16 protein-coding genes are annotated in these 16,381 nt (G+C 64.1%); 6 read left to right on the plus strand and 10 right to left on the minus strand.

Annotated elements, in window-relative coordinates; all coding sequences use genetic code 11:
• Nucleotides 1-363 precede the first annotated feature (363 nt).
• The 6 genes from VGO12_RS18550 to VGO12_RS18575 form a co-directional block, all read right to left on the minus strand.
• The gene (locus VGO12_RS18550; RefSeq protein WP_327514227.1) at nt 364-1,365 is read right to left on the minus strand and encodes an ABC transporter ATP-binding protein; all 1,002 of its coding nucleotides are present in this window, start codon (nt 1,363-1,365) and stop codon (nt 364-366) included.
• Between the two features lie 13 nt (nt 1,366-1,378).
• Nucleotides 1,379-2,443 carry a Gfo/Idh/MocA family oxidoreductase gene (locus tag VGO12_RS18555; RefSeq protein WP_327514228.1) on the minus strand — a complete coding sequence of 355 codons (1,065 nt, stop codon included), beginning with the start codon at nt 2,441-2,443 and terminating at the stop codon, nt 1,379-1,381.
• Nucleotides 2,440-3,279: a carbohydrate ABC transporter permease gene (locus tag VGO12_RS18560; protein WP_327514229.1), complete on the minus strand. Its 840-nt coding sequence runs from the start codon at nt 3,277-3,279 to the stop codon at nt 2,440-2,442. Before VGO12_RS18560 ends, VGO12_RS18555 begins: the two co-directional genes overlap by 4 nt.
• 11 nt (nt 3,280-3,290) lie before the next feature.
• Nucleotides 3,291-4,241: a sugar ABC transporter permease gene (locus tag VGO12_RS18565; RefSeq protein ID WP_327514230.1), complete on the minus strand. Its 951-nt coding sequence runs from the start codon at nt 4,239-4,241 to the stop codon at nt 3,291-3,293.
• 367 nt (nt 4,242-4,608) lie between these two features.
• On the minus strand, nt 4,609-5,868 hold the full coding sequence (locus VGO12_RS18570) for an ABC transporter substrate-binding protein (protein ID WP_327514231.1): 1,260 nt from the start codon (nt 5,866-5,868) through the stop codon (nt 4,609-4,611).
• Nucleotides 5,869-5,924: 56 nt separating this feature from the next.
• A complete protein-coding gene (locus VGO12_RS18575) occupies nt 5,925-6,821 on the minus strand; it encodes an N-acetylmuramic acid 6-phosphate etherase (protein WP_327514232.1) in 897 nt (298 codons plus the stop codon).
• Nucleotides 6,822-7,020: 199 nt separating this feature from the next.
• Between VGO12_RS18575 and VGO12_RS18580 the strand changes: the two genes are divergently transcribed.
• The 4 genes from VGO12_RS18580 to nagA are packed head-to-tail and all read left to right on the plus strand — an operon-like array spanning nt 7,021 to nt 10,878.
• Nucleotides 7,021-7,905 carry an N-acetylglucosamine kinase gene (locus VGO12_RS18580; RefSeq protein ID WP_327514233.1) on the plus strand — a complete coding sequence of 295 codons (885 nt, stop codon included), beginning with the start codon at nt 7,021-7,023 and terminating at the stop codon, nt 7,903-7,905.
• Entirely contained in the window at nt 7,902-8,666 is a 765-nt protein-coding gene (locus VGO12_RS18585; RefSeq protein WP_327514234.1) for a GntR family transcriptional regulator, read from the plus strand. Before VGO12_RS18580 ends, VGO12_RS18585 begins: the two co-directional genes overlap by 4 nt.
• A gap of 32 nt (nt 8,667-8,698) precedes the next feature.
• The gene (locus tag VGO12_RS18590) at nt 8,699-9,721 is read left to right on the plus strand and encodes an SIS domain-containing protein (protein ID WP_327514235.1); all 1,023 of its coding nucleotides are present in this window, start codon (nt 8,699-8,701) and stop codon (nt 9,719-9,721) included.
• The gene (nagA, locus tag VGO12_RS18595) at nt 9,718-10,878 is read left to right on the plus strand and encodes an N-acetylglucosamine-6-phosphate deacetylase (RefSeq protein WP_327514236.1); all 1,161 of its coding nucleotides are present in this window, start codon (nt 9,718-9,720) and stop codon (nt 10,876-10,878) included. Before VGO12_RS18590 ends, nagA begins: the two co-directional genes overlap by 4 nt.
• Before the next feature lie 76 nt (nt 10,879-10,954).
• On the opposite strand, the gene VGO12_RS18600 is transcribed toward nagA, so the two are convergent.
• The 3 genes from VGO12_RS18600 to VGO12_RS18610 are packed head-to-tail and all read right to left on the minus strand — an operon-like array spanning nt 10,955 to nt 13,946.
• Nucleotides 10,955-11,680, minus strand: coding sequence for a copper homeostasis protein CutC (locus VGO12_RS18600; RefSeq protein WP_327514237.1), 726 nt, complete (start codon nt 11,678-11,680; stop codon nt 10,955-10,957).
• Nucleotides 11,677-12,588, minus strand: coding sequence for an ROK family protein (locus tag VGO12_RS18605; protein WP_327514238.1), 912 nt, complete (start codon nt 12,586-12,588; stop codon nt 11,677-11,679). Before VGO12_RS18605 ends, VGO12_RS18600 begins: the two co-directional genes overlap by 4 nt.
• Nucleotides 12,585-13,946 carry an amidase gene (locus VGO12_RS18610; protein ID WP_327514239.1) on the minus strand — a complete coding sequence of 454 codons (1,362 nt, stop codon included), beginning with the start codon at nt 13,944-13,946 and terminating at the stop codon, nt 12,585-12,587. Before VGO12_RS18610 ends, VGO12_RS18605 begins: the two co-directional genes overlap by 4 nt.
• A 308-nt stretch (nt 13,947-14,254) precedes the next feature.
• Here VGO12_RS18610 and VGO12_RS18615 point away from each other — a divergent pair, with 308 nt between their 5' ends.
• Both VGO12_RS18615 and VGO12_RS18620 read left to right on the plus strand, forming a co-directional pair.
• Nucleotides 14,255-14,992, plus strand: coding sequence for a sulfate transporter family protein (locus VGO12_RS18615; protein WP_327514240.1), 738 nt, complete (start codon nt 14,255-14,257; stop codon nt 14,990-14,992).
• Between the two features lie 94 nt (nt 14,993-15,086).
• Nucleotides 15,087-15,296, plus strand: a complete 210-nt coding sequence (locus VGO12_RS18620) for a SlyX family protein (RefSeq protein WP_414650746.1) — start codon at nt 15,087-15,089, stop codon at nt 15,294-15,296.
• 82 nt (nt 15,297-15,378) lie between these two features.
• Here the strand turns inward: VGO12_RS18620 and VGO12_RS18625 are convergent, their stop codons facing one another.
• Nucleotides 15,379-16,371 (minus strand): BMP family ABC transporter substrate-binding protein, encoded by a 993-nt coding sequence (locus VGO12_RS18625; protein WP_327514242.1) that lies wholly within the window; start codon nt 16,369-16,371, stop codon nt 15,379-15,381.
• Nucleotides 16,372-16,381 lie beyond the last annotated feature (10 nt).

Here is a 16,381-nt window from a genome sequence, read left to right on the forward strand (position 1 = left end):
CGGCGGCAGCCGGCTGCTCGTCCTCTTTCTGGCAACCGGAAAGAAGAATCGCGGTTGCCAAGGCGGCGGCCAGTGTCGGTCGGTTCATACGCATAGCGATGTCCATATTCGGTGGCCGCAGGCAGCCGGTGCGTCTTGCAAAGGGCCCGTGCGGTCCGGAAGTGAAGGGAAGCGGAACCGGTATCGGCTTGGGAAAATACCGGAAAGCTAATATACAAACACAAATGTATGTTAAATCGCATTGCAGCGCAACAGAGTCATGGGCCGCGGCGAATCAAAAAATAAATCAGCCGCCACAGGGGTTTAGTCCCGTGGCGGCTGATTTTCACAGAGCTGTGATGGGGCGACCGGCCCCGTTTTGGATCAGGCGAGGATGCGGTCGTCCGCGCCGAAACGGTGCATCGCGCCGACCATCGGCGTGGCGTAAACGATGTCGTCGGGGGCATAGCGATGTTCGCCGAAGAGCCGGACCGTGATGGTGCCCACCTGCTCGCTGTCGATGTAGACGATGGTGTCGGCGCCCAGGTGCTCGACATGCGCGACCTTGCCCTTCCAGTCGCCGCTCTCGCGCGACAGCGCCATATGCTCGGGGCGAATGCCGATCGTCTTGGCGCCGGCATCGCCGAGCCGTGCACCGTCGATGAAGTTCATCTGCGGCGAACCGATGAAGCCGGCGACGAAGACGTTGGCGGGCCGATTGTAGAGGTCCATCGGCGAGCCGATCTGCTCGATCTGGCCGGCATTCAAGACGACGATCTTGTCGGCGAGCGTCATCGCCTCCACCTGGTCGTGGGTCACGTAGATCATCGTCGCCTTGAGGCTGCGGTGCAGCCGTGCGATCTCGAGCCTTGTGTTGACGCGCAGCGCCGCGTCGAGGTTCGACAGCGGTTCATCGAACAGGAAGAGTTTTGGCTCGCGCACGATGGCGCGGCCGATGGCGACGCGCTGGCGCTGGCCGCCGGAAAGTTCGGCCGGGCGACGGGCGAGGTACGGGTCGAGCGACAGCATGCTCGCCGCCTTGCCGACCTTGTCCTCGATCTCTGCCTTCGGCTTGCCGGCCTGCTTCAGGCCCAGCCCCATGTTGTCCTTGACCGTCAGGTGCGGATAGAGCGCATAGGACTGGAACACCATGGCGATGCCGCGCTTGGCGGGTGCCACATGGCCGACCTCGGTGCCGTCGATCTGGACGCTGCCCGAAGTCGCGTCCTCGAGGCCGGCGATCGTGCGCAGCAAGGTCGACTTGCCGCAGCCTGAGGGCCCGACGAAAATGACGAACTCGCCGTCCTTCACCTCGAGGTCGATGCCCTTGAGCACTTCGTGGCTACCATAGGCCTTGCGGATGGATTTGAGTTGAAGCGATCCCACCTGGTTGCCCCCTTTAAAGTTTGACGGGTCTGCCGGTGCGCACGCTCTCGTCTGCGGCAAGGCAGATGCGGAGCGACTGCACGGCGTCGTTCATGTGACGGTCGAGGTCGATGTCTTCGCGAATGGCCTTCAGCACATAGGCCTGCTCGCGATCGCAGAGTTCCTGGTGGCCGGGTTCTCCGTCCATCTTCAGGTCTTCGTCTGGTTTGATGAAACGGCCGTCAGCGCCGGTCTCGGCGTTGTGCAGGCGGATCACCGCGGTCTTGGTGTGCATGTCGATGTCGTCGGACTTGGCGTTCTGGTCCATGACGATCGAGACCGACCCGTTCGGCGACATCACGTCCTTCACGAAGAAGGCGGTCTCCGAGATCATCGGCCCCCAACCGGCTTCGTACCAGCCGGCCGAACCGTCCTCGAAGATCACCTGCAGGTGGCCGTAATTGTACATGTCCGGCGCGATCTCGTTGGAGAGACGCAACCCCATACCGCGCACTTCCACGGGCTTCGCGTCGGTGATCTGGCACATGACGTCGACATAGTGCACGCCGCAGTCGACGATCGGCGAGGTCGTCTTCATCAGCGACTTGTGGGTCTCCCAGGTCGGTCCGCTCGACTGCTGGTTCAGGTTCATGCGGAAGACATAGGGACCGCCGAGCTTGCGGGCCTCGGCAATCAGCCGGATCCACGAGGGATGGTGGCGCAGGATGTACCCGATAACCAGCTTGCGGCCATGCTTCTTCGCGGCCGCAACGACGCGCTCGGCGTCGGCGACGGTGGTTGCAAGCGGCTTTTCGACAAACACGTCGGCGCCGGCCTCGAACGCCATGACCGCGAAGTCGGCATGGCTGTCCGAATAGGTGCAGATCGAGCAGAGTTCGGGCTTCAGTTCGGCAAGCGCCGTCTTGAAATCCGGATGGATGGTGTAGCCGGAAAGCTCCTCCGACAGCGGCACCTTCGAACGGTTGACGAGGCCGACGATCTCGAAGCCGGGGTTGTTGTGATAGGCGAGGGCGTGGCTACGCCCCATGTTGCCGAGCCCTGCGACGAGGACCCGGACCGGTTTGCTGCTTGCACTCACTTGACTGCTCCTGCGGTGATGCCGCGGATCAGTTGCCGCGAGAAGATGACGTAAAGGACGAGAACCGGGAGGATGGCGAGCGACAGGGCCGCCAGAACCGCATTCCAGTTGGTGACGAACTGGCCGATGAAGATCTGCGAGCCGAGCGTCACGGTCTTGGTGGCTTCGGCCGGCGCCAGGATCAGCGGGAACCAGAGGTCATTCCAGATCGGGATCATCGTGAACACGGCGACCGTCGCCATCGCTGGCCGGACCAGCGGCAGAACCAGGCGGAAGAAGATCGAGTATTCCGACAGCCCGTCGATGCGTCCGGCGTTCTTCAGGTCATCCGAGACGGTTCGCATGAACTCCGAGAGAATGAAGATCGCGAGTGGCAGACCTTGCGCCGTGTAGACCAGGATCAGCGCCGTCAGCGTGTTGACCAGGTTGGCGGCGACCATGCCCTGGAGGATGGCGACCGTGCCGAGCCGGATCGGGATCATGATGCCGATCGCCAGATAGAGGCCCATGACCGTGTTGCCGCGAAAGCGGTATTCCGACAGCGCGAAGGCGGCCATCGCCCCGAACAGCAGCACCAGCGCGATCGAGACGATCGTGACGATGAAGCTGTTCTGGAAATAGGTGGCGAAGTCCCCCTGGCCGAGAACGGTCTGATAACCGATCAGGCTGAAGGTCTGCGGCGTCGGGATCGTCAGCGGCGCCCGGAAGATCGCGTTGCGATCCTTGAACGAGTTGATGATCGTCAGGAACACCGGGAACAGCGACACGAGCGTGTAGGCGATCAGCGCCACATGCACGAAGCCGGTGCGGAAAATGGAATCGCGTGCTTTCGACATCGCCGGTCTCCTCAGAACTGGTAGCGGCGCATGCGGCGCTGAATGACGAAGAGGTAGAGCGAGACGCCGGCAAGGATGATGAGGAACATCACCGTGGCGATCGTTGCGCCCATCGAGCGGTCGCCGAGCTGCAGCTGGAAACCGAAGAAGGTGCGGTAGAGCAAGGTTCCGAGAATGTCGGTCGAGCCGTCAGGACCGGCCAGCGCCCCCTGCACCGTGTAGACCAGGTCGAAGGCGTTGAAGTTGCCGACGAAGGTCAGGATCGAGATGATGCCGATGGCCGGCAGGATCAGCGGCAGCTTGATCTTCCAGAACTGGCTCCATCCGGTGACGCCATCGCACTCGGCAGCCTCGATCACCTCGTCCGGAATGTTGAGCAGCGCCGCATAGATCAGCATCATCGGGATGCCGACATACTGCCAGACCGAGATCAGCGACACGGCGATGAGGGCCGAGCCGGGCTTGCCGAGCCAGGGCGCAAACAGCGACTTCAGGCCGACGAGATCGAGCATCCAGGGGGCGACACCCCAGATCGGCGACAGGATCAGCTTCCAGATGAAGCCGACGATGACGAAGGACAGGAGCGTCGGCAGGAAGATCGCCGTGCGGTAGAAGGTGACGAAGCGCAGCTTCGGGATCGACAGCATGGCGGCGAGCGCGACCCCGATCGGGTTCTGCACGCACATGTGGATGATGAAGAAGAGGACGTTGTTCTTCAGCGCGTTCCAGAAGTCGTGCGCCCAGCGCTCGTCGCCGAACAGCGTCTGGAAGTTGGCAAGCCCGACGAACGTCGGCTGGCCATCGACCGTATTGAACAGCGAAAGCCGCAGCGTCTCGATCAAGGGCAGGATCATGACCGCCGAATAGATCAGGAAGGCCGGCAGCAGGAAGACGAGGATGTGCCAGCGTTTCGGCCGCCTTGCGGTCGGCTGTCCGTCTTGCACTGAAAGAGCGTCACTCATTGGTCCATCCGTTTTTCAAGACCGGTTCCCCTGACAATCACGATGACAATCACGATGTCCATCACGATGCGCACTGACGCCACGCGGCCGGTCTCGCCGCATGCCATCTGCCCCAATGAGGGCTCATGACGAAGGTTAAGTCTATCGCGTTCTTTTGCAAACGACTGCGTCGGTGGCCTCCCGAAAGGGGAGGCCGGTGACGCTTCGGCTGGGGGAGTGCCACATCCGGCATGTCGCCCCGCCCGGTCCCTACGGCATCCTCGGCTTCATCCGATCCGAGGCGCTTCTTGCGCGTCCAGGACGCGGGCAGTGTAGGGCCGACCCTCCCCCGCAAAAGGGGAGGGAACCTGTTGCGCTTACGTCAGTCTTACTTCGCCGGCTTGTACCAGCCGTCGAGGCCCTTCTGCAGCTTCTCGGCAGCAACCTCGGGCGTATCGGTGCCGTTGATCACGTTGGCCGATTCGACCCAGGTTTCGTTTTCGAGGTTCGGCGTGCCGCGCGACAGGATCTGGTAGGTCGAGCGGATCGTCGGCTTGCACTTTTCGCGCCAGGAGACGAATTCCTGGGCGAGCGGATCGGCCATCTTCACCGGCTGCGAGTTCAGGCTGAAGAAGCCCGGCAGCGCGTTGGCGTAGATTTCGGCGAATTCCGGGGAGGCGATCCAGGTCAGAAGCTTCTTGGCTTCTTCCGCATGGGCGCTCTTGGCGTTCAGGCCGACGCCGATGTCGTTGTGGTCCGAGATGTAGCAGGCGTCGCCGGCGTTCTTAACCGGAGGCGGGAATGCACCCATCTTGAACTGGGCCTGGGTGTTGAACAGGCCGATTTCCCACGAGCCGGCCGGGTAGATCGCTGCGCGGCCGAGCGTGAAGAGGTTCTGGCTGTCCGGGTAGGTCTGGGCTTCGAAGCCGTCGCCGAGGTAGTCCTTCCACTTGGCCAGCACCTTGTAGGGCTCGACCCAGGCAGCATCGGTCAGCTTTTCTTCGCCCTTGATCAGCTTGGCGCGGCCTTCCTCACCCTTCCAGTAGGTCGGGCCGATGTTCTGGTAGCCCATGGTGGCGGCTTCCCAGAGGTCCTTGGTGCCCATCGCCATCGGGATGTAGTTGCCGTCGGCCTTGATCTTGTCGAGGGCCGCGAAGAACTCGGCTTCCGTCGTCGGGATCTGGATGCCGAGCTGGTCGAAGGCATCCTTGTTGTAGATGAAGCCGTGGATGACCGAAGCCATCGGCACGCAGAAGGTGGCAGCGCCGTCGTCCGTCGTCCAGGCGGACTTGGCGACCGGCGAGAAGTTCTCCATGCCGGCCAGACCCGTCAGGTCGGCAAGGTGCTTCTTGTTGTAGAGTTCGAGCGAGGCGTCGAACGGACGGCAAGTGATGAGGTCGCCCGCCGAGCCGGCGTCGAGCTTGGCGTTGAGCGCGGCGTTGTACTCGGTCGGCGCGGTCGGCGCGAACTTGACCTTGATGCCCGGGTTCTTCGCTTCGAAGGCCGGGATCAGCTTTTCCTGCCAGATGGCCAGGTCGTCGTTGCGCCAGCTTTCGATGGTCAGCGTCACGTCCTCGGCGTGCGCCAGCCCGGCCGTGCCGAGAATGCTCGAAGCGAGCAGCAGGCCTTTGATTGTCGTACGGGTCATGCAGGTTCTCCCTTTTTATAAGCGCCGCTTTGGCGCGGTTTGGATCCCGAAGTCATTCAGGCCGAGACGATGTCGATCGCCCGGCGCAAATTCTGTCTGGTCTGGTCGAGCGCCGCTTCCGCCGCCGCAACATCCTTCGCGCCGGAGGCGAGAAGGATTGCGACCTTGACGGAACCGGAAGCCATGGTGATCAGCCGGCCGGCCTCGGCGGCGCTGACGCCGGTGATGTCGGTGACGATGCGAATGGCGCGGCCGTGGAGTTTGATGTTGTCGGCGCGCAGATTGACCATGTGTCCGTCGAGCACGTGGCCGAGATGGATGCCGACCAGTGTCGAAAACATGTTGAAGGCGATCTTCTGGGCGGTGCCGGCGCCCATGCGGGTCGAGCCGGAAATCACCTCCGGCGGCGTCTGCAACAGGATCGCGACATCCGCATCCTGGAACAGGGCAGCACCCGGGTTGTTGGCGACCGCAATCACCCTGGCGCCGAGCTTGCGCGCCTCGTCGGCGGCGGCAAGCGCATAAGGAGTGGAGCCGCTCGCGGAAACGGAAACGAGACAGTCGCCCGCGCCGATGCCGGCCTTGCGCACGTCTTCGCGGGCAAGGTCCATGTCGTCTTCGTAGCCACCCGCGAGATCGCTGAGGCTGGCGGCACCGCCGGCCAGCAGAATGACGATCTGATCCTGGGAAATACCATAGGTGCCCGGAAGTTCGAGCGCATCGGCCATCGCCATCAGACCGGAGCTGCCAGCGCCCGCATAGGCAAGGCGTCCGCCCGACGAAAGGCTTTCGGCCGCAATCGACGCGGCTGCAGAAATCGCTTCGATGGCGCCGTCGACTGCCTTTGCGGCTGCCTGTTGGCCGGATGCGAGCATCCTCAGCGCCAGCGCCGGATGCATAAGATCCAGCCCCTTGGCGTTGTCGTGACGCTCTTCGGTCTTCACTGACGGCATGGGTGGTGTCTCCTCTCGGTTGAAATTAATGCCAAAAAAATACCAATTGTCCAGAAGAATTTGACTTTCGGCGCCTGAAAAAACAAATCAGCTAAATTAGCGTATAAAATTCAATGTATTGCGACGAAATCGAAAGTGCGAATGGATTCAGGCTTGGTTATTGGTATTTTTTTGGTATCCTCAATGGGCGGAGGTGCACATGACACATTACCTGATAGGAATCGATGGCGGCGGAACCAGCTGCCGGGCTGCTGTGGCATCCGTGGATGGACGCGTGCTCGGCCGCGGCAAGGCGGGAGCGGCCAACATTCTGACCGACCCTGAAACCGCACTTGCCAATATCGGTGAGGCCGCGCGCGCCGCCTTCGAGGAGGCCAGCCTTGATCCCGTGGGCATCGCATCCGCAAAAGCAATTGTCGGTGTGGCCGGCCACAATGTCGGCGACGCCGTTCATTACGTGAAGCGCCGCCTGCCGTTCGCGGCCGCCGATATCGAATCCGACGGCCTGATCGCCTTTCAGGGTGCGCTCGGCAACCAGGACGGCGCGGTCGCCATTCTCGGCACCGGCACGATCTACATTCTGCGCCAGGGCGAAACGGTCAGCTATGTCGGCGGCTGGGGCTTTACCATTGGCGATCACGGCAGCGGCGCCCGCATCGGCCATGCGCTTCTTCAGGAAAGCCTGCTCGCCTTCGACAATATCCGTGAGGGCTCCGGGGTCACCGCATCCGTCATGGCCGAGTTCAACGACGATCCGCGCGACGTCGTCGATTTTGCCCGGCTTGCCAAGCCCGGCGAGTTCGGCCGATACGCGCCGCGTGTCTTTGAAGCGGCGGTCGCCGGCGACTCCGTTGCCGTGCGCGTCCTGAAGGCTGCGGCCGCAACCGTCGACGAAGCGCTCGACGTGGTCGTCGCAAGAGGGGCGGAGCGGCTCTGCCTGCTCGGCGGACTGGCGCCGCTCTACCGCCCGTGGCTCGCCGAGCGGCACCAGGCGCTGATCGTCGAGGCGGAAGCCGATGCCTTGACCGGCGCCGTCGCGCTTGCCGCCCAGCGCTTCGGTTCTCAGGCGAGGACCGGCGCATGAGCCATCAGCTCGCATCCATCCTGCCGCTTGAGGGCCTGCAGTCCGGTGGTTCGGGTCCGCTCTATCTGAAGCTCAGGCAGTCGCTCGAAGAGGCGATCCAGTCGGGCAAGCTCAACCATGGTGACGCGCTGCCGCCGGAGCGCGATCTCGCCGACTACGCCAACATCAGTCGCGTGACGGTGCGCAAGGCGGTCGACGATCTCGTGCGCGACGGCCTGCTGGTGCGTCGCCACGGTTCCGGCACCTTCGTCGTCAAGCCGGTCTCCAAGGTGCAGCAGTCGTTGTCACGCCTCACCTCGTTTACCGAGGACATGGCGCGCCGCGGTCTCAACACCCATGCCCGCTGGCTTGAGCGCGGTCTGTTCCATCCGTCACCGGACGAGATGATGGCGCTCGGTCTGCCGGCGGATGCCCTGGTGGCCCGCCTCGGGCGGCTGCGCATTGCCGACGACATGCCGCTTGCGATCGAGCGCGCCAGCATCTCGGCGGAATTCCTGCCGGATCCGCTGGCCGTCACTTCGTCGCTCTACACGGCCCTCGACAAGACGCGCTCGCGTCCCGTGCGCGCCGTGCAGCGTATCTCCGCCTGCAACATCAAGGATCCTGATGCCTCGATGCTCGGCGTCGCCGTCGGCTCGGCCGGCCTGTCCATCGAACGTGTTTCCTATCTTGCATCGGGACGCGTCGTCGAATTCACCCGCTCGCTCTATCGGGGCGACGCCTATGACTTTGTCGCGGAACTGACGCTGTCGGAATCCTAAGGCCGATGGCCCCGCCAAGAAAGGAATTGACCATGCAGACCAATATGCGCCGAGAAATCGACGAGATCCCCGAAGCCGCAGCGCGTTTGCTGGAGCGTTCCGCCGATCAGCTGAAGGCCGCAGGCGCCGCACTGCGCGCCAAGGATCCTGCCTTCCTGGTCACGATCGCCCGCGGCTCCTCCGACCACGCAGCCCTGTTTCTGAAATATGCGATCGAGCTGCAGGCCGGCCGCCCCGTCGCCTCGCTCGGCCCGTCGCTCGCCTCGATCTATGGCGCCAAGCTGAAGCTCGGCGGTGCCGCGGCGATCGCAATCTCGCAGTCGGGCAAGAGCCCTGATATCGTCGCCATGGCCCAGGCCGCGACCGATGCCGGCGCGGTCTCGATCGCGTTGACCAACACGCTGCCCTCGCCGATCTCCGAAGCCTGCACCAACCCGCTCGACATTCTGGCCGGCCCCGAGATTGCCGTTGCCGCGACCAAGTCCTACGTCAACTCGATCGTTGCAGGGCTTGCCGTGCTTGGCGAATGGACGGGGGATGCCGCGCTTCAGCGCGCGGTCGCCGATCTGCCCAATCAGTTTGCCAAGGCGGTCAAGCTCGACTGGCAGGCCTTTGCCGACGATCTCGGCGAAGCCGAATCACTTTATGTGCTTGGCCGTGGACCGGCGCTGGCCATTGCGAGCGAAGCGGCGTTGAAGTTCAAGGAAACCTCGGGCATGCATGCGGAAGCCTATTCGGCCGCCGAAGTGCTGCATGGCCCGGTCGCGCTCGTCGGCGCCAAGTTCCCGGTGCTGACGCTTGCTGCCCGTGACGCAGCCGAAACCTCTGTCGCTGGCATTGCCGACGGCATGGCCGAAAAGGGCGCGGTGGTTCATGTTACGTCAAGCCTTGCCGGCAAGGCCAAGCGCCTGCCGTTCGTCGAGACCGGCCATCCGATCACCGACGCGCTGACGCTGATCCTGCCGTTCTACGGCTTCGTCGAGGCCTGGTCGCGCTCGCGTGGTCTCAACCCCGATGCACCGGCGAGCCTCAAGAAGGTAACGGAGACGAGATGAGCGAGAGGAAGGCAATCACCGGCGCCCGCCTGTTCGACGGCGTCGAATGGCACGACGGCTGCGCCCTCGTCATCGAGGGCGGGCGCGTCAAGGCGATCGTCGCCGTGGCCGACATCCCCGCCGACGCCGAACGGATCGATGCGCACGGCATGCTGCTGGTGCCCGGCTTCATCGACCTGCAGGTCAATGGCGGCGGCGGTGCGCTTCTGAATGAAGAGCCGACCGTCGAGGGCATCCGGCAGATCTGTTCGGCGCATGCCCGCTTCGGCACCACGGCGCTGTTGCCGACGCTGATCACCGACACGCGTGAGGTCCGGGCCGCCACCATCAAGGCCGGCCTGGAGGCGAAGGCGCAGCACGTGCCGGGTTTCCTCGGCCTGCATCTCGAAGGCCCGCATCTCTCAGTGGCGCGCAAGGGCGCCCACGATCCGAAGCTGATCCGTCCGATGGATGATGCCGATCTCGCTGAAATGCTCGACTGCGTCAGGGCGCTTGGCGTGCTGATGGTGACGGTTGCGCCGGAAAACGCCACCAAGGAACAGGTGCGGGCGCTGGCCGATGCCGGTGCCGTCGTCAGCCTCGGCCATACCGATGTCGGCTACGACACCTCCGTCGCCTATGCCAAGGCGGGCGCGCGCACCGTAACCCATCTCTTCAACGCCATGAGTGGTCTCGGTCACCGTGAGCCGGGCGTGGTCGGTGCGGCACTGGCGACCGGCACGCTGCATGCCGGCCTGATCGCCGACGGCTACCACGTCGAGCCGGCGTCCATGGGCGTCGCGCTCCGCGCCAAGGTGGGCCCGGGCCAGATCTTCCTCGTCACCGACGCCATGTCGCCGATCGGTACCGACATGAAGAGCTTCCAGCTCAACGGTCGCGAAATTCTGCGCGAAGGCGGTCGCCTGACGCTTGCCGACGGCACGCTCGCCGGCGCCGACATCGACATGCTGTCGTCGGTCCTCTTCGTGCACGAGAAGCTCGGCCTGCCGGTCGAGGAGGCGCTGCGCATGGCCTCGGCCTATCCGGCCGATGCCATGGGGATCGCCACCCACAAGGGACGGCTGAAGCCCGGAGCGGACGCCGATTTCGTGCTTCTGACGCCGGAGCTCGGCATGGGCTCGACCTGGATCGGTGGAACCCAGGTCTACGCCGCCTGATCGCCTCGCATCAAACAAAAAGCCCCGGAGAGCTGGATGCTCTCCGGGGCTTTTTGTTTTCAGCAAAAGGTCTTCTTCAGCGTGCTGAAAGCTTATCCTTCATCGCCCTGACCGTTGCTGCATCCGTACGGCGGCGATCGGCCGAGACGAAACCCATGTCGATCAGTCGCTGGTCGTGAGCCGGCTCACCACGTGAGCAGGAGGAATGTACCTCGCCGACCGCCACGCAGTCGAGGAGCGCGTCGACGGTCTCGAGCGTGACGCCGGATCCGGGCATGATCGACAGGCGGCCCTTGGCAAGGTCGACGATTTCGCTCAGCCGGTCGGCTGCCTGCGGTGCGCTCTTGGCGCCACCGGAGGTCAGGATGCGTTCGAATCCGAGCTCGACGGCAATCTCCATCGCTTCGCTGAAATCAGCAACGAGGTCGAAGGCGCGATGCAGCGTCATGCCAAGCCCGGCAGCGTGGCCGGTGAGCTTCGTCAGCATCGCGGCATCGAGCCGGCCATCGGCGAGCGACGCGCCGAGCACCACGCCGGCAAGGCCTGCAGCGCGCACCGCGTCGATATCGCGCCGCATCGCATCGAGATCGGCAGCCGAAAAGACGAAGTCGCCGGGTCGCGGGCGGATCATCGCGTAGACGGGTACAGCCGGCGGGCCGGCAAGGGCTATCAGTCCGGGGGCGGGCGTCAGGCCGCCGACGGACAGGGCAGCGCAGAGCTCGATCCGGTCGGCACCACCGTCGATGGCCGCGTAAAGCCCGTCGGCGTCGTCGACGCAGACTTCGAGTTTGATGTCGCTCATGCGGTCTCCTCTCCAAGGCCAAGCAGCGCCGCGCCAATCAGCCCGGGTTCGACGCGGCATTCGCCGCGCACGACAAGCGGTCGGTCGAATTGTCTGAGAATCCGGCTACGGACGGTTTTGTCGATTTCGGCGAGCAGTTCTTCGGAGTTCGAAAGGCCGCCGCCGACCGGCACGATCGTCGCGCCGGTGATGTTGATCACGAGCGCGAGCGGCGAGCTGACGAGGTCGACGAGGAGCTCGACCGTGCGCCTCGCCTCCGCATCGCCTGCCTGCCACGCTTCAATGATCTCATGGCTCGAAAGCGTCTTGCCATGGGCGGTCTGGTGCAGTCGCTCCAGTCCACGCGCGCCGCCGACCGTGTCGACGCAGCGGCGCTGGCCGCAGCCGCATTCGTAAGGCGGGATGGCGATCGGCGGATCGCCGGCTTCCGCCGCGATCGCAGGGCCGTGACCCCATTCGCCGGCAAAGCCGCCATCTGCATTGATCAGCCGGCCGTCGATGACCAGCCCGCCGCCGACGCCGGTGCCGAGAATGGCGCCGAAAACGATGCGATGGCCGCGCCCGGCACCAGCACCGGCTTCGGCGAGCGCAAAGCAGTCGGCGTCATTGGCGATCCTGACGGGCAGATGCAGCGCCGCCTCGAGTTCGGCGACGAGTTCCCTCCCGTCGATGCAGGGAATGTTGGCGCATTTGATCCGTCGCGTTTCCGGGTCGATCACGCCGGTGATCGAGATCGCCACGCAATCCGGGTGGCCGCCTGCCTCGTCCAGAACGGATTCGAGCACTTCGACGAACTGGCGGAAACTGGTGAGCGGCGTCGTTCGGCGGGGCAGCGGAAAGATCCGCTCGCGTGAATGCACGATCGCGCCCTTGATCGCCGAGCCGCCGATGTCGAAACAGACGATCATGCCTCACCCCGGATGATCGCCTCGGCCGAAAGGGCGGCGGAAAGCAGCCTGTCGTCCTGATGATGCGGCGCGGCCAGCTGGAAGCCGACGGGCATTTCAGCGGCTCCCGTTCCGCAAGGTATGGAGACGGCGCAAAAGTCGAGGAAGTTGCCGATCGAGGTGTTGCGCAGCGTTTTCGCGTTGGTCTTGAAGAACAACTCGTCGTCCTGAAGCAGCGGCGCGATCGGCGGGGCGACATGCGGCAGCGTCGGATGGGCGATCAGTTCGTTCGGCCGCAGGCTTTCCACCGTCTCGTGGATCAGCTGGTCACGCGCATCGAGCAGGGCGATGTAGTCGGGCATGGTGATCTTCTCGCCGAGCCTTGTGCGCACGACGACGCGCGGATCGATCGCGCCGGCGTCAGGACCGGAGAGCCGCTCGCGGTGAAGCGCGTAGGCCTCCGCCGTCACCAGCGCGCCGTGCCGGGCCATGAGCTCGAAGATCGCGGAGAAGCTTGGAAAGGCACGTCGGCTGATGCGAACGCCGGCTTTTTCGAGCCGCTTGACGGCATCCTCGAACGCCTCGACGACTTCGGCTTCGGCGTCGTCGAACACCACCGTCTCCGGGATCACCAGCGTGATGCCCGAAAGGTCGGCGCGCCGCACTGTCGGCGCCGTCAGCCCATGCATGGCGGCGTCGAGCCACACGGCGTCCTGGACGGTGTTGGCAAGCGGTCCGAGCGAATCGAGGCTCTCTGCCAGCGGAAAGACGCCCTTCATGGCGTAGCGTCCGCGCGTCGCCTTGTAGCCGACGATGCCGGTAAAGGCGGCGGGAATGCGCACCGATCCGCCGGTGTCGGTACCGATCGCCGCCGGCACCAGACCGGCCGCAACCGCAGCCCCAGCACCTGAAGACGAGCCGCCGGGAATGCGCTCGACGTCGGTGGCGGCCGGGTTTTTCGGCGTGCCGTAATGCGGGTTGATGCCGAGACCGGAAAAGGCGAACTCGCTCATGTTGGTGCGCCCGACGCTGACCATGCCGGCCGCCGCGACGGAGGCGACGACTGGCGCGTCGACTGTTGCCGCGGCATTTGACTTAAGGACGGTCGAGCCGGCGGTGGTCACGCTGCCGGCCATGTCGAACAGATCCTTCCACGCAACCGGCAAGCCGTCGAGCAGACCAAGGGATCGGCCGGCGCGCAACCGCCGTGCCGCCGCTTCCGCATCGCGCCTGGCGCGGTCGCGTGTGCGTTCGGTAAAGACGGCATGGTCGCCATGGGCGTCGATGGCGGCATAGGTCTGATCGACAAGATCGGTGGGGTCGAGTTTGCCGTCCTGCACGAGCACCGAGAGGCCAGCGAGTGTTGTTGGTCTTGTCATGTTGTCCTCCGCCTGTCGCTGCCGTCGCCCCGGCCGCTCTTCTGTATTGTCTAGCATATCGCCGCCCATGGCGTTTTCCATGCTCCACATAGGCGAGCCAGATGAATCTTGCATAAAGACTGAAGCCGCCTGCGCCCATCTCTTGTCGCTGCCTGCCCCTCTGCCTACATGCCTCATCGAGGTTACTGCATGTTTCCCCGATCGTGTCTCGATCAAGGGACAAAACGTGCAGCCATTCAAATCACGACAGCGACCTTGGCGCGCCTGCGGTGGCGTGTGGAGTCGTAAGCTGACACTGGAGGACAATGATGATTTTGGACGCGGCTCGGCTTTCTCTTGCCAATCTGCTGGCGCCCGAGACCCGGTCGGTGTTCTGGAAGGTACTTGGCCTGACGATCCTGGCGCTGGTCGCGCTCTGGTTTGCCGTGCGCGAGCTGTTCATCTGGATGGCGCTTCCCTTTATCGATACGCTGATGCCGGGCACGCCCGCCTGGGCCGGCTGGCTGACCTTCGTCGTCGGGATCTTCGCAAGCCTCGGCCTGGCGCTGGCGCTTGCCCTGCTTCTTGCTCCGGTGACGGCGCTGATCGCCGGCTTCTTCCTCGACGACGTCGCCGAGGTGATCGAAAAGCGCGACTATCCGAACGAGTCTCAGGGCCGGGCGCTGCCGCTTGCCGAAGCGATCGCCGGATCGCTGAAGTTCCTGGGCGTCGTCATTCTCGGCAACCTGGTGGCGCTCTTCCTCTTGCTGGTCCCGGGCGTCAACCTCATCGCCTTCTTCCTCGTCAACGGCTACCTGCTCGGCCGGGAGTTTTTCGAGTTTGCGGCGATGCGCTATCGTCCGCCGGCCGAGGCGCGCCTTTTCCGTGCCAAGCACCGCTCGACGGTGTTTCTCGCCGGCCTGCTGCTCGCAGCCTTCCTGGCTGTTCCCTTCGTCAACCTGCTGACACCGCTCTTCGCCGCCGGCCTGATGGTGCATCTGCACAAGCGGCTTTCGGCAAAGGACCCAGGGTTTTCGCTGACGGGCGGGATGGCGGCCAGGGCTTGATGCCGAGGCTTGAGGGCTGCTTGCTTGACATGCGGCCCGTCGTGGCCAATCTGCCGCCAACGGCGCCGTGAGCGCTGAATTGGAGTTTACGGACATGATGACGACCGACGAGCGGATTACCCATCTCGAGGAAACGGTGGCCCATCAGGCCAAGACGATCGAGGAGCTTTCCGACCAGCTCGCCGAGCAATGGAAGGTGGTGGAGCAGACGCGCGCCAAGCTCGATCGCCTGACCGAACGCTTCCTGTCGCTTGAGGAGCAATCGTTCGACGCGCCGGCAATCACCAAGCCGCCGCACTACTGATCGCCCGCGTGGCACATGTCCAAAGGAAAAGGCCGCCGGTTCTTCTGAACCGGCGGCCTTCTTGTCAGCAGTCAGCCAGGCCTTAGTAGGGGCAGGCTTCGTCGCTCATGTAGTCGTGGACCTGGACCTTGCCGGCAATGATCTCGGCTTTCACCTTCTCCACCGCATCGAGCATCTCGGGCGTGATCAGCGCCTTGTTGTTGTCGTCGAGCGCGTAGCCGACGCCATCTTCCTTGAGGCCGAGGTTGGAGATGCCGAACTCGAACTTGTCGTTCTTGGCAGCGGTGAAGGCTTCGTAGACGGCGACGTCGACACGCTTGAGCATCGAGGTCAGAACCTTGCCCGGCTGCAGGCCGTTCTGGTTCGAATCGACGCCGATGCCGAGCTTGCCGGCATCCGCTGCCGCCTGCAGGACGCCGACGCCCGTGCCGCCGGCGGCGTGGTAGACGACATCCGAGCCCTGGTCGATCTGCGACTTGGCGATTTCACCGCCCTTGACCGGATCGTTCCAGGCGTCCGGCGTGGTGCCGGTGTAGGCTTCGAGAACCTTGACGTCCGCGCCGGTCGACTTGGCGCCGCCGACATAGCCGCAGGCGAACTTGTGGATCAGCGGAACGTCCATGCCGCCGATGAAGCTGACGGTCTTCGACTTGGAGGCGAGACCGGCGAGAACGCCGACGAGGTACGAGCCTTCCTGTTCCTTGAAGACGACCGATTTGACGTTCGGCTTCTCGACGACCATGTCGATGATCGCGAACTTGATGTCGGGATATTCAGGCGCGATCTTTTCGAGCGAAGCCGCCCAGTTGAAGCCGGCCATGACGATCGGGCTGTTGCCGTCGCTGGCAAAGCGGCGCAGCGCCTGTTCGCGCTGGGCGTCGTTGGCGATTTCGAACTCGCGGTATTCGACGCCCGTTTCCGTCTTGAACTTCTCGGCGCCGTTGAAGGCAGCCTCGTTGAAGGATTTGTCGAACTTGCCGCCGAGATCGTAGATGATCGCCGGCTTGATGTCGGCGGCCAGAGCCGTCGCGGACATCATCGAAAAGGCAAAGAGACCGAGAATGGTTTTTTTCATCGTGCAGCCC

The organism is Ensifer sp., assembly GCF_035999135.1.
Taxonomy (GTDB): domain Bacteria; phylum Pseudomonadota; class Alphaproteobacteria; order Rhizobiales; family Rhizobiaceae; genus Ensifer.